A 12,930-nucleotide genomic window follows, 5' to 3' on the forward strand; every position below is an offset into this window, starting at 1 on the left:
GAGCGCTTCCCTGACACGGAAGAGGTCAGAAGTTCAAATCTTCTAACGCCCACCACGAACCATATGGTCTACCAGCTCGTCTGCTGGCAGGCCATTTTTCGTACGGCTTCCTGTCCAAACGCTGTCCAAGCCGCTGTCCAAATGCGGTCGGAAAGATTGAACTATTCAGAGAGTCAAGTCTCGTTTGGCCTAACGAACTCCCTCGCCCCTGTAACCATTTATCCCACCATGGTATCTACGCACGACTGAACAACTGGCGGTCCCTAAGAGTTCGGTAGTGTCGAGAATGACACACCATAGGAGCGTCTTTCTAGACACAATCACTGTACGGACGCTTACGCCCAAGTGGCAGGCAATATGATTCCCGGAGACAATTGCTCCCCCATTGAGCAATGCCAGGATGGCCTCATATCGACGGTCCATATTTGCCTCTTCATTATGGCCCGATTCTAATTGAGTGTCCTTTGAAATAACGCACATACTTTTGCCAACGATAGCGGCAAGATTTCCATTTATTGCTACCCTGCATGCACGCTGTCCGAGGGATTCTCCTATAGCGACCTGAAAGTCATGGAGAGCACGCTCAGCGTGCCCGAGTACGTCGGCGCACTCGACAAGGGTGGTACGCAGGTCAAGGCATGGAAGTACACCATCGACCATGCGTCCGAGATCATTGTCGTCTCGACGTTCTCCGTGAAGGATGGGCAGACTGGCACCGTCACCGACTTCTCCTATGATCTGGCGAACGCGCAGGCAACCACCGCCGTGTTGCAGAAGGGCGATACGGCCACGGTCCGTATTGCCGTCAGAAACAACGCAGGTGTGGAGGCGAACTCAACGTCGTCGTTCGTCCCTATGCTTTCCAAGACCACCAGCGTGGGCGACTCGTTCACCCCCGAGGGTACGGCTGAGCTTCCGCTCAGTCTCGCATCGATCGAGACCTCGTCGAACTATACGGTCAAGTGCATCAAGCTGAACCTAGGCGTGACATATAACGTAAACCGTGCTCCGTAGCCTGGCGAATATACCGAAGTCGCCAATGCCTCTGATGCCGACTTGCTGCTCCTGGCGTCCACGAAACCCCTAAAGGCCAACAAAGGTGGCTACGTTTCAGTGTCCTACGCGGTAAGCGATGGGGTGGGGCCCGCGTTCAACGACAAGCGGGACGTATTTAATACCGTTCTCGACTTTGACATCGAGGGCAACTCCATACTGACACTTGAGTCGAACGCCGTGATCTTTGTGGGCACCGATATCGTGCTGACCAAGGTGTGGAAGGACGGCGGAAGCGCCAGCGGTCTGCGCCCCGATGCCGACGCCTTCGCAGTGTCCCTGACGCTCTCATCGGACAAGGGCATCGATCGATATCGGTCAGCCCTCGTTATCTAGACCGTTAGATACGAGAAAAGAATGCTTGAGGACAATCCCTCGCTTGAAATCGTCACTGGGTGAAGCCGATCGGGAGATATCCGCGCCTATGCTCCCACATCTTCGCTCTCAAGTGCCATCTCGAGCGAGAACTTATCAATAAGCGACGATATGACCCCGTGCCGGGTAACGCTAAAACCGGCTGCGTAGTTGGCTATCCTAGCCGATCTCTCAAGGCTATTGCCAAACATCCGGGAGGCAACGAATGCACTGATGAACGCGTCGCCAGCACCCGCGTCATCGACCGCAACGAAGGCGCTTGGCGGGAAGAAACTCCTAGTTTCTCGCGAACAGAGATAGCACCCCCTGTTGGCAAGCGTGACGATGACGAGTTCTGGTCCCTGGCCAAGAAGCCAGCTCGCCTTCTCGTCCAACCCACCCTCGACGGATGGGCAGATCTCGTCGAGTTCAGTCTCGTTGGGGATGACACAGTCGACAAACCTCAGGAGTTCCGCAGGAAGCTCCCCGCATGAGGATGGCTTGAGAACCGTCTTGATGTCTCGTTCACGGGCAATTCGGCATGCCTCAATCACCGCATCCACGGGCACCTCGGTCTGAACAAGGCAGTAGCGTGCACCGTCAAAAGCTGCGGCGCGGCTCCGAATGTCATCGGGGGTCAGTTGTGAGTTGGCCCCTGGTATGAGGGAGATGGCTGTCTCACCCTGGGGGCTTGCGAATATCAGAGCCTTGCCGGTCTCAGTCTCCCCAATCCTCTTCACGCTCGAGTCGTCGATTCCCCATCGGTCGAAAACGCGATAGAAGTCATCCGACTCGAAGTCTGAGCCAACATTGCCAATGACGGCCGCATGAAACCCTAGCTTAGCGATACCCACGGCCTGGTTGGTGGCCTTTCCACCAGGGAAGCTTTGCGTCGTGAGGGCACTGACGCTTGTGCCAGCCTTCGGTAGCCTGGGGACAAGCATGTAGGAATCGCAGTTGATGCTCCCCACCACGACGACCTTTTCCGGACCGCGCTCGATGGGGGCGGAGACAGTGCTCGTGTTCTCGAGCTCGTAGTGGGGGGCATAGCTCTCCCTCGAGTTGCGTCCCTCGATAGATGACAAGAGCCTCTCGCACAGGAAGGAGCCGAACTCCGCCGTCCTGACAGGGCAGGTCGATATCGATGTGTCACAGTTACCCTCCTGCGCATCGGTGCCCTCGCTTCGGAGCGAGATGAGGGAGATATCGGCAGGGATGTGGTGATGTAGCTTTCCCATGAGCTGGGAAAACCGTATGGCGTCACGAAAGTGGGAGGAGATTATCCCCGTCATCCTTCTCTCGGATATCATGCTGGCGATGTTTGCCCCCACGTCATAAAAGACAAGATCATCGCGCAGGCTGATGTCGGACTCGAGCAGGCAGTCCTTGTACCCCTGGAGAAATTCCTCGGTGCGTCTGCTTTGCGAGAGAAGGCATCCAATGTCTCGATGACCGCGGATAATCATCTCCTGCGTCATGTGGTGGGCAGCCTTGTAGTAGGGCTGTACAAAGCTGTCGCTGCCACCGTACATTCCAATGAGCAGATGCGGGACCTGCGAATCCTCGATTTTTTTCTCCAGGATGCGGCTGGATTCTGCCACGGGCTCCCAGATGATTCCAGCGCATCCGCTCTCGAGTATGGAATCGATGTTCTGCTCTTCCATTTCGGCGCTAGAGTAGCTGTCCAGTACGAGAGGTACATATTCGTTCGCTTGGGCGGTCCTGAGTATCCCGTCTAGCACCGAGTCGTACGAGACGGGCTCCCTTAGGACGACCGCGATGACTCGCCTGGCGTTCTGTCTCGTGATGGCAGAGGAATAGGGTACATAATGATATTGCTTGACTATTCGTGCGACCCTATCGCGAGTCTCTTGGCTGATGGCTGAGTCCTTGTGGTTTACGACCTTGGATACCGTAGCCGGCGAAACCCCTGCGATGCGTGCGATTTTCTTGATATCCATCCGTATGGCTCCTCAGTAGGGGCGATGCGGCCTTAACGGCCATATACCCTGCCGACACTGACGTTCAGCTAACACTCACCCTGCTAATGACTACCGTTGGCGGTCTAGACTCCACAGTTTGGTTCTGGCAAATATACCATCGCATCAACTTGAAAGAAAGCATTTTAGGAAAATGTTTTCTCAACCTGACAACTGTAGGGAGGGCGCACCGTGAGGGCTTGGGAGATTGAGCGTCATACCAGAGACTGCCAGATTCCCCGTCAGCTACCGAGTGATGACAAGGTGCTATGGGAGGAGCAGTCTGACAATGTGGACAAGCTCCTCGACCGCTCCGTGAAGACTTACTGGGGGTCTGAGGCTCCGGGCTCCTTGGAACGTGAGGTCCTTGCGGTTGCAATGATCCAAGCTACGGAGAACAGGGGTCGGATTGTGCCGGACGCCGGCAGGCTCCTCATGGAAGGCTTTACGGCAATATCATGCGATGACATGGTCGGCCTCCACCGCGCGACACATCAGCTGTTCGAAGGATGCCGTAATGCCGTTGTGGACGAAACGTCCGACTACTGGCACTACAGGCTCTACGATACCTTCGAGGAGTACTCCTCCGCCGTCAGCTTTCCAGATGCCGTAGCCGTGGACATGGGCGATGGCCTGTTCGATTTGATATATGCCGGGTGGCTAGGCCAGGTTATCGGCGGGGCGTACGGGACCTGCCTCGAGGGCTACACCACCGACAACATCCGGAAGGCGTATGGCCCCGTCAGGCGTTATGTCAGGACGCCTAACACCTACAATGACGACATCACCTACGAGCTCGCGCTGCTGGTCGCCTACGAGAATCATGGTGCGGCTACCACGAGCAAGGACATCGCATACGAGTGGATGAGCAGGATCGGGTTCGGCTGGTCGGCTGAGGAGATGGCCCTGAGGAACCTTCGCTGCGGCATCATGCCCCCGGAAAGCGGAAGATTCAACAACCCGTTCTGCGAGTGGATTGGCTCCCAGATGAGAGGTGCGATTTGCGGGCAGATCTGGCCCGGGAACCCCAGGAAGGCTGCCGAGGCGGCGTTCCACGATGGGGAGATCTCCCACTCGGGCAACGGGATCCTCGGTGAGGTCTTCAACGCCGTGCTCACTTCGATGGCGTTCTATAAAGGCGATATGCGAGGGCTCCTTCGCGACGCCATCGAGCTCATTCCCGTGGACAGCGAGTACAGGAGCGTGGTCGACTTCGCGCTGGAGCAGTGTGAGTCGCACGACAACTGGCTGGATGCATGGCGTCCCTGTGAGAAGAGGCTCGAGCGTTACAACTGGGTCCATGCGTATCCCAATGCCGCAATCGAGGTTATCGCGCTCTGGTTCGGCGGGGATGATTTCACCCATGTCCTGGAAATCTGTGGCGGATGTGGGCAGGACGTCGACTGCGTTGCCGCCCAGGTGATGACCGTGTGGTGCACGGCACATGAGAAGGATGACATTCCAGAGTACTGGAGCGAGCCAATCGGCGACCGTCTCGATACGTACATGTGGGGAATGAAGACGCTCAGCCTCTGCCAGATTGCGGAGAGGACCTGCGCGGTGGCCAGAGCCCTTGCCTAATCAATTGGGGTCTCTCCTATGCGGGATGCAAGGGGATGGAAGTTCGTTGGTGACACGAGGGAGAAAGGGTGAGGGACATGACAAGGAACGTGAGCAGAAGGCAGTTCATCGGAGCAGGCAGCCTGGTCGTCGCTGGCCTGGGGCTGAGTGCTTGTGTTAGCGAGCCGGACAGCGGGAGCCCCACGACAGTCTCCTCCTCTGACAGCGGCAGCCAGAAGAAGCGGATTGTGTACGTGATTAACGGCACCTTGGGTGACAAGTCCTTCTATGACTCCGGCCACGAGGGTATGCAGATGATCGAGGACAAGTACGGCGACCAGTTCGAGACGGACACTCGCGAGATGGGCTATGACACCTCCGTTTGGGGTCCGACCACTCTGGACATTGCCTCCGAGGGTTGGGACATCATGGTGATGGGCACGTTCGACATGGTCGAGTATGCTGATGAGGTCGCCATGCAGTATCCCGACACGAAGATCTGGTTCTTCGACGAGTCGTGGGACTTCAGCTCCAAGCCCCATAACAACATCTACGGCATGCTTTTTGCGCAGAACCAGGGCTCCTATCTTGTCGGCATGGCCGCCGCCTATGCGACCAAGACCAAGAAGGTCGCCTTCATGGGAGGTATGGAGAACAAGGTGCTCCAGGACTTCTTCCTGGGCTACAAGCAGGGCGTGGCTGCCGCCGACCCCTCCGTTGAGGTGGTCGACGACTGGACGCAGAGCTTCAGCGACTCCACAATAGGGCACGACCACGCCAAGGCGCTGTACCAGCAGGGCTACGACATCGTCTTCTCCTGCTGCAGCAGCTGCGGCCTCGGTGCGTTCGATGCCGCCGTCGAGATGGGGGATGGCTACTACGTCATCGGCGTCGACGGCAACCAGGGAGAGTACTGGGAGTCTCAGGGCGCCACAGACAAGGCGGCCCATACGCTCACCTCGATGCAGAAGAACGTGAATAACACCTTCCTCGATGCAGCCGGCCAGGAGCTCAAGGGCGCACTGCCCTACGGGACGGTCGTGACCTACGGGCTGGACAAGGGCGGCGTTGGCTACTCCGTCACGTCGACGACCAAGGAAGTGCTCACCGCCGACCAGTTTGCGGCAATCGACCAGGCCCAGCAAGACATCATTGACAGCAAGATAAAGGTCGACACCGCATTTTAGAGACAACCACGGGTAGGCGCACCGGCCCGTCCTCCCTCATGGCTTCTCCCTTTCCTTTGCTATGGGGCTGGTGCGCCCCTCCCGTTCGTATGGATGGCGGACACGAGGGGGTGGGGACGCGATGGATGGCGATGACTTCCTGAGGCTCGAGCATATTACTAAGGTCTACGACAACGGGATTATGGCGAACGATGACGTGAACTTCTCGGCCTGCAAGGGCGAGATTCACGCGATTTGCGGTGAGAACGGCGCTGGCAAGTCGACCCTCATGAAGCAGCTCTATGGGATCGAGCAGCCGAACGAGGGGCGCATCATCGTCAAGGGGAAAGAGGTCAAACTCACCAATCCCCAGGCGGCAATCGCCAACGGCATTGGAATGGTGTTCCAGCACTTCATGCTGGTTCCGTCCCTTACCGTGGCCGAAAACATCACGCTGGGCATCGAGCCGGTCGCCGGGCTGCGCTTCGACACCGAGCGCGCCATGGACATCACGCGAGAGGCCTGCGAGAAGTATGGCTTCAAAGTCGACCCGGCGGCTAGAATCAGGAACCTGACCGTGGGGGAGAAGCAGAAGGTCGAGATACTCAAGGCCCTCGTCCGCGGGGCCGAGATCCTGATCCTGGACGAGCCGACCGCCGTACTTACGCCCCAGGAGACCTCTGAACTCTTCGTGCAGCTTAGGGCGCTGAGGGAGCATGGACACACCATCCTGTTCATCTCCCACAAGCTTGGCGAGGTAAAGTCGCTCTGCGACCGAGTGACCGTTATCAGGCGAGGACACACCACAGGCACATACGACATGAAGGACGTCAGCGAATCCGACATCTCCCGCATGATGGTGGGCGTCAACGTGGAGCTTGAGGTTCCCAAGGAACCCGCAGTCCCGGGGGCCGCGTTCCTCGAGGCGAGGGACCTATGCCTCTTCGATCGGAACGGCAAGCAGGCCGTCAACGACATCTCCTTCAGCGTCCGTACGGGGGAGATAGTCGGCATCGCGGGCGTTCAGGGCAACGGTCAGGAGGTCCTCATCGACGCCATCACGGGATTCGAGCCCGTGGGCAGAGGTTCTCTCACCATGGACGGGCACGACGTGCAGAGCACCGACATCCATGGCCTTCGACAGGACCGAATGGGCTACATCCCCGAGGACCGCATGGTGATGGGGGTTGCCGGCAACCTCTCCATCAGGGAGAACATGATCGCCGACAAGCTTGACGCCCCGCGCTACAACAAGGGCCCGCTGCTTGACCAGGCGGCGATCAATCAGGATACGGACGCCTGGGTCAAGGACTATGACGTGCTCTGCGACGGGGCCACGCAGCCTGTGGGCATGCTCTCCGGCGGCAACATCCAGAAGGTCGTCGTAGCGCGCGAACTCACAAGCTCGCCCAAGTTCATCGTCTGCGACCAGCCCACGCGTGGGATCGACGTTGGCGCCACGGACTCCATCCGGCGCAGGCTCGTGCGGATGCGCGACGCCGGGAGCGCGATCCTGCTCGTCAGCGCGGACCTAGGGGAGCTCCTCAACCTCTCCGACCGGCTGTTCGTCATGTTCGACGGCGAGATAGTCGCCTACTTCCCAGACGTCAGTGCGGTCAGCGAGGAGGAGCTGGGCTACTACATGCTCGGAGTGAAGAGGATGCCCTCGGAGATGATTGAAGGTGCCTACATTGCCTAAGAATGCCAACATGGGCCTGCTACAGCGGATTCGCGGCGTCAGCGTCCAGACGAAGCACGGAATCTTGCGCATGACGGTGGCAATCGCCATTGGCCTTGGAATCGCGGTTGCGCTCATAGCGCTCACCGCAAAGGAGCCCGCAAGGGCGCTAACCTACTTCATCGCCGCCCCGTTCATGGGCACCTCTTACTTCTCGCACATGGTCGAGGTCATCATCCCACTCATGATGAGCGGGGCTGCGGTGTGCATCATGTTCTCCGCCAACCAGTTTAACCTCGGTCTCGAGGGAACGATCTACCTGGGCGGTCTTGTGGCCGCTCTCTCGGGGATCTACCTAGTTCCCAACCTCCCGGTGCTTGGCCCCATCTTCTCCATCCTCCTCGGAGGTCTCATCGGGTTCTTCATCATCGCCATACCCGCGCTCTTGCAGTACAAGTTCAAGGCCAACATCGTGGTGTCGACGCTGATGATGAACTACGTCTGCCTGTACGTGGGGCTGTTCTTCCTCTTCAGGGTATTCAAGGACCCGTCTTCGAGCGAGCATACCTATCCCATTGGGGAGGACGCCGGCCTGGCGGTCCTCATCCCCGGCACAAAAATCCACACAGGCCTCATCCTCGCCATTGCCGCTGTTGTCTTTGCCTACATCTTCCTCTACAAGACGAAGCTCGGCATGGCCATAAGGATGGTCGGGCAGAACCCGACGTTCGCAAAGTATGCGGGTCTGAGCGTATCCGGCCTGGCCCTGCTGTCCCAGTTCATTGGCGGAGCGATGGGTGGCATGACCGGTGCTGTCCAGATGCTCGGGCTATATCAGCGCTTCCAGTGGACCTCGCTTACCGGCTATGGGTGGGATGGCGTCACGATGGCCATCTTCGCCCGGAACAACCCAAAGTACCTGCCGCTGGCTGCCATCTTCCTTGCCTACTTTAGAACCGGTGCCTGGCGATGTCATTCAAGGCGGGCGTTCAGATTGATCTCGTATCGGTGTTCGAAGGCGTGATGGTCCTCTTCATCATGGCTGAGAAGTTCCTTTCGGGAACCTACCGCAAGATGGTGTTCGCCGATGCAGACCGAAAGCGCAAGGCACGGAACGCCACAGGAGAGGGAGGCCAGGCAGCATGAGCGACTTCTTTGTCACCCTCGGCGGCATCGTATCTAACCCCAACTTCTACTTCACCGTTCTGAGCACGACTGTCCCGATTCTTCTGGCGACTCTAGGCTGCGCCATTGCCGAGAACGTCGGAAGTACCAATATGGCCGAGGAAGGCATAATGATTCTCGCGGCCTTTCTAGGTGTCATTGGGACGGCATATTCGGGTAGTGTGTGGGTTGGTTTGGCTGTTGCCGTTGTTATTGGCATTGTCATGGGGCTCCTGATTGGCTACTTCGCCCTCTATCTCCAGGTTGACATCATTCTGGTGGGCATCGCGGTCAACCTGATCGGTGCGGGCCTCTCGGCCTTCCTCATGTACGTGCTCACAGGGGATCGTTCTGCAACGACCTCCCTGCATACGGGGACGCTCCCTACGGTCACGCTCCCCCTCATCAAGGACATCCCCTTCGTGGGATCCATTGTGTCGGGGCAGAGCATCCTGGCCTGGGTTGCCTATCTTGCAATCCCTGTCATGTCGTTCCTTCTCTACAAGACGAAGCTGGGGCTGCGCATCCGCAGCGTGGGAGAAAACCCTGATGCTGCGTCATCTGTTGGCGTGAGCGTGAACAAGACCAAGCTAATCGCGCTGGCTATATCCGGCCTGCTCGGAGGCCTTGCGGGTGCCTATCTCTCCATGTCGTACCTGCCGTACTTCTCCAAGGGCATGTCCGGTGGCCGCGGCTTTATCGCGCTTGCCGCCACAGCCATGGCCAGCAACACCCCCGTTGGGTCGCTGGGCACTTCTCTCCTCTTCGGCTTCTTCTATGCCCTCTCGACCTTTGCAAGCACGCTGGGCATCCCAGACCAGTTGGTCACAGCACTTCCTTACATCGCGACACTTGTCGGACTCGTTGTCTTCTCAATCAACCTGCAGCGCCGCGAGCGGAAGCTGCTTGTCGAAGGCTCCGGCGGAGAAGGCGGAGCAAAGGCGGACGCAGCGGTTCCGGCAGAAGACGCATGACGCTTCCTCACCCAAGTACATTCGTCGAGAGGTGATTGTGATGTCTACGAAGAGGGTCATTCTGGACTGCGACCCGGGGCATGATGATGCGTTCGCAATCATGCTTGCGGTGCAGCACTTGGATGTTCTCGGCATTACCGGCGTAGGCGGCAATTCGCCGCTGGGGAACGTCACGCGCAACGCGCTTACGGTGCTCGAAGCGATTGGCCATGCGGATGACGTTCCCGTGTACGCCGGCTGCAGCCGTCCCATGGTTGCAGAGCTTGTAACTGCGCCCATGTTTCACGGCAAGAGCGGCTTGGACGGCCACCATCGGCCCGCCCCAACTCACGAGGTGCAAAGGGGACATGCCGTCGATTTCATCGTCGATACCGTCATGGGCACCGATGACGTGACGCTGCTCGCTACCGGTCCCCTTACTAACGTTGCGGAGGCGCTGAACAGAGAACCGCGTATCGCCGAGCGCATAAGCGAGATATGCATCATGGGCGGGTCAGTCACCTTTGGAAACTGGACACCCGCGGCAGAGTTCAACATCCTCGTGGACCCAGAGGCGGCGGCGCGCGTCTTCAACAGCGGTATCCACGTGAAGATGACGGGTCTCAACCTCACCCGGCAGTGCGGGTTCACCTCCGAGACGGTTCGGCGCTTCCGGGAGATCGGCACGCAGGCATCGGAGTTCGCGGCGGACCTCACGGAGTTCTTCACCTCCGCGGGCAAGAAGCTCGACGACCCCACCGTCGCGTGCATGCACGACGCCTGCGCCGCGGCATGGCTCATTGACCCCTCGCTCATCAAGAGCGCTCCCATGCACATTGACGTCGAGCTTTCCGGCAAGCTCACGCGTGGGATGACGGTCTGCGACTACAGGCACCTCTGCGGCCCGAACCCCGAATGCGACATCGAGCGCGATGCCCAGACCGGCTACAAGGGCGACGATCCTAACGCCGAGGCGGCACTCGAGCTGGACTACGACGGGTATCTCAAGCTCGTATATGACACGCTTGCCCGATACCAGTAGCGCTTCGTCTAGTTAGGGCGTTCAAATGAGGATATTGAACTTTGGTTCGCTCAATGCGGACTACGTATACGATGTCGAACATTTCGTCCGTGCGGGAGAGACGATTTCCTCCAAGTCCCTGAACCGCTACCCAGGGGGGAAGGGGCTCAACCAATCCATCGCTCTTTCTCTTGCGGGTGCGGAGGTCTTTCATGCCGGCCAGGTGGGTAGGGACGGTAGATTCCTGGTGGACCTACTCGCGTCAAAGGGTGTGGACACCTCACGAATAGCTGTGGATGGCGAGGCGAGTACCGGCCACGCCATTATCCAGAGGGACGAGAGGGGGGACAACTGCATCATCCTCCACGGGGGAGCGAACCAGTCCCTGGGCGAGGGGACCATCGGCAGCGCCTTCTCGGGCTTTGCGAGTGGCGACTGGTTGCTCGTTCAGAACGAGGTCAACGGCCTTGGCCGGATTGTTGACGCGGGAAAGAGGTCGGGGATGCGTGTTGCCCTGAATCCCTCGCCGGCGGACGAGAGGCTGAGCACCGTGGACCTGGGTGCGGTTGACCTCCTCGTCCTGAACGAGCTGGAGGCGGCTTGGCTCTGCGGTGCCCGGCTCGATGCCGGTGTCGCGACGCTCGAGAGAATTCTGGGAGAGCGATTCCCGCATGCGACGACCGTCTTGACTCTGGGCAAGAGCGGCTCTCGCTGCATCCGCGCGTCCGAGCCTGTGGTTGTGCAGGGATCGTATGCCGTCGAGACGGCGGACACTACGGGAGCGGGGGATACGTACATAGGCTATCTCCTTGCGGGGATTGTGGAGGGGGAGCCCATCGAGGTGGCGATGAGGAGAGCGGCCGCGGCATCGGCAATTGCCGTGACGCGGCCGGGGGCGGCGACCTCAATCCCCACGCGGTACGAGGTCGAAGCGTTCATCTCGGAGAGGGAGGAGAGGTAGTTGTATTCGCTAGGGTAAGAATCGACGGAAGGGATTGCGGTGGTGATCCTGGACCAAAAGGAACCAGGAGGAACGCACTGATGTACGGCAAGGAGCAGGGGCGGATTGCGATGGAAGCCATCATCAGGTTCGACCGCAGCGCTGCGAACACGATACGGGAACTCGGCCATCCCAACCGCCAGACACTCTACGATTGGCGGAAGGAGCACCGGCTTCGCGGCGAAAGGTTCCTGGAGGATGGTCGCCGCAGGCAAAAGGTACACCGAGGACGAGGGACGGACCGCGGTTGACTACCGCTTGGGGCGGGGGAAGGGCCTTGCGGGGACCATGCGTGCACTCGGCTACCCGAAGGGCAGCGAGACGCTCGTGACCGGATGGACGGGTTGGCCTCCGGCTGGCGCAGGCACAGGGGCCCGGGTCTCAGGAAAGGTGACGTATCCCTCGAGGGGAAGGCGCGGGCCGTGGCCGAGCTGGGAGCAAGGCCCGGCACGGCCGCCGAAGTCGCCGGCCGCCACGGAGTGGCCAGAGACGTGCCCCACCGCTGGAGAGGGGCGATGCTGGGCGATGGTTGCGGAGACGTCGAGACCAGGGGTGTGATGCCCTTCTGATTGTCAAGCCGTTTCTGGCATGCGATTCTGGGCGATGATGTCGTAGCAAGGCTCGCGTGCGACGTGTCGCTTGGCGCATCGCATCGCCTCGGGCCTGGGGTGTCCCTCGGATGTCCTGCGGGCCACATGCGTGCGGGTCCTCTCGTCTGTCCCCGGCCCTCCGACGGCTACTACGATGCGTGTCGCGCTGTTCGCGGGCCCTGTCGCCGCCCCCGTCGGGCCTGTGGCGCGTTGCGGGCCCCGACGACGCGGGCCGTGGCACCACTCCGCACAGCATCGCGAACGACGACTCGCCCATCGCCGTGACGTCTGGCTTTCGTCTGCGGGGTCGGCTCTTGCAATGTGTACAAATATGGACAATAGTTCTTCTCGTCCAGCTGGCTATGCCCGGGAGAACAATAATGGCCGATGAGATTTTGGCAGACAAGCCTTA

The 12,930-nt window shown here is 59.4% G+C and carries 12 protein-coding genes; 11 read left to right on the forward strand and 1 reads right to left on the reverse strand.

All coding sequences use genetic code 11. The features are described from left to right. The first annotated feature begins 570 nt into the window (after positions 1-570). Together ACO59D_RS11920 and ACO59D_RS11925 are read left to right on the forward strand one after the other, a co-directional pair. Positions 571-1,014: a hypothetical protein gene (locus ACO59D_RS11920; RefSeq protein WP_485127172.1), complete on the forward strand. Its 444-nt coding sequence runs from the start codon at positions 571-573 to the stop codon at positions 1,012-1,014. Between the two features lie 99 nt (positions 1,015-1,113). Next, positions 1,114-1,389, forward strand: coding sequence for a hypothetical protein (locus ACO59D_RS11925; protein ID WP_485127173.1), 276 nt, complete (start codon positions 1,114-1,116; stop codon positions 1,387-1,389). 86 nt (positions 1,390-1,475) lie between these two features. Here ACO59D_RS11925 and ACO59D_RS11930 read toward each other — a convergent pair whose 3' ends face one another. Next, a complete protein-coding gene (locus ACO59D_RS11930; protein WP_485127174.1) occupies positions 1,476-3,368 on the reverse strand; it encodes a PfkB family carbohydrate kinase in 1,893 nt (630 codons plus the stop codon). Positions 3,369-3,578: 210 nt separating this feature from the next. Here ACO59D_RS11930 and ACO59D_RS11935 point away from each other — a divergent pair, with 210 nt between their 5' ends. The 9 genes from ACO59D_RS11935 (at position 3,579) to ACO59D_RS11975 (ending at position 12,179) form a co-directional block, all read left to right on the forward strand. After that, the gene (locus tag ACO59D_RS11935) at positions 3,579-4,967 is read left to right on the forward strand and encodes an ADP-ribosylglycohydrolase family protein (RefSeq protein ID WP_485127175.1); all 1,389 of its coding nucleotides are present in this window, start codon (positions 3,579-3,581) and stop codon (positions 4,965-4,967) included. A gap of 77 nt (positions 4,968-5,044) precedes the next feature. Beyond that, positions 5,045-6,133 (forward strand): BMP family lipoprotein, encoded by a 1,089-nt coding sequence (locus ACO59D_RS11940; RefSeq protein ID WP_485127183.1) that lies wholly within the window; start codon positions 5,045-5,047, stop codon positions 6,131-6,133. 121 nt (positions 6,134-6,254) lie between these two features. Further along, positions 6,255-7,811 carry an ABC transporter ATP-binding protein gene (locus ACO59D_RS11945; RefSeq protein ID WP_485127176.1) on the forward strand — a complete coding sequence of 519 codons (1,557 nt, stop codon included), beginning with the start codon at positions 6,255-6,257 and terminating at the stop codon, positions 7,809-7,811. After that, positions 7,804-8,814 carry an ABC transporter permease gene (locus ACO59D_RS11950; RefSeq protein WP_485127177.1) on the forward strand — a complete coding sequence of 337 codons (1,011 nt, stop codon included), beginning with the start codon at positions 7,804-7,806 and terminating at the stop codon, positions 8,812-8,814. Before ACO59D_RS11945 ends, ACO59D_RS11950 begins: the two co-directional genes overlap by 8 nt. Then, a complete protein-coding gene (locus tag ACO59D_RS11955) occupies positions 8,814-8,936 on the forward strand; it encodes a hypothetical protein (protein WP_485127178.1) in 123 nt (40 codons plus the stop codon). Before ACO59D_RS11950 ends, ACO59D_RS11955 begins: the two co-directional genes overlap by 1 nt. Further along, positions 8,933-9,928: an ABC transporter permease gene (locus tag ACO59D_RS11960; RefSeq protein ID WP_485127179.1), complete on the forward strand. Its 996-nt coding sequence runs from the start codon at positions 8,933-8,935 to the stop codon at positions 9,926-9,928. The genes ACO59D_RS11955 and ACO59D_RS11960 overlap by 4 nt, the downstream gene beginning before the upstream one ends. A gap of 40 nt (positions 9,929-9,968) precedes the next feature. Beyond that, positions 9,969-10,949 (forward strand): nucleoside hydrolase, encoded by a 981-nt coding sequence (locus ACO59D_RS11965; RefSeq protein ID WP_485127180.1) that lies wholly within the window; start codon positions 9,969-9,971, stop codon positions 10,947-10,949. Between the two features lie 25 nt (positions 10,950-10,974). Continuing rightward, positions 10,975-11,889: a ribokinase gene (locus ACO59D_RS11970; RefSeq protein WP_485127181.1), complete on the forward strand. Its 915-nt coding sequence runs from the start codon at positions 10,975-10,977 to the stop codon at positions 11,887-11,889. An 80-nt stretch (positions 11,890-11,969) separates the two neighbouring features. After that, positions 11,970-12,179, forward strand: coding sequence for a hypothetical protein (locus ACO59D_RS11975; protein WP_485127182.1), 210 nt, complete (start codon positions 11,970-11,972; stop codon positions 12,177-12,179). Positions 12,180-12,930 lie beyond the last annotated feature (751 nt).

The organism is Tractidigestivibacter sp. (genome assembly GCF_057241865.1).

What these genes read in the sequence shown, in the direction of transcription:
- ACO59D_RS11920 (WP_485127172.1), top strand. Translation starts at nt 571, where the DNA reads ATGGAGAGCACGCTCAGCGTGCCCGAGTACGTCGGCGCACTCGACAAG.
- ACO59D_RS11930 (WP_485127174.1), bottom strand. Translation starts at nt 3,368, where the DNA reads ATGGATATCAAGAAAATCGCACGCATCGCAGGGGTTTCGCCGGCTACG.
- ACO59D_RS11940 (WP_485127183.1), top strand. Translation starts at nt 5,045, where the DNA reads ATGACAAGGAACGTGAGCAGAAGGCAGTTCATCGGAGCAGGCAGCCTG.
- ACO59D_RS11945 (WP_485127176.1), top strand. Translation starts at nt 6,255, where the DNA reads ATGGATGGCGATGACTTCCTGAGGCTCGAGCATATTACTAAGGTCTAC.
- ACO59D_RS11955 (WP_485127178.1), top strand. Translation starts at nt 8,814, where the DNA reads ATGGTCCTCTTCATCATGGCTGAGAAGTTCCTTTCGGGAACCTACCGC.
- ACO59D_RS11960 (WP_485127179.1), top strand. Translation starts at nt 8,933, where the DNA reads ATGAGCGACTTCTTTGTCACCCTCGGCGGCATCGTATCTAACCCCAAC.
- ACO59D_RS11965 (WP_485127180.1), top strand. Translation starts at nt 9,969, where the DNA reads ATGTCTACGAAGAGGGTCATTCTGGACTGCGACCCGGGGCATGATGAT.
- ACO59D_RS11970 (WP_485127181.1), top strand. Translation starts at nt 10,975, where the DNA reads ATGAGGATATTGAACTTTGGTTCGCTCAATGCGGACTACGTATACGAT.
- ACO59D_RS11975 (WP_485127182.1), top strand. Translation starts at nt 11,970, where the DNA reads ATGTACGGCAAGGAGCAGGGGCGGATTGCGATGGAAGCCATCATCAGG.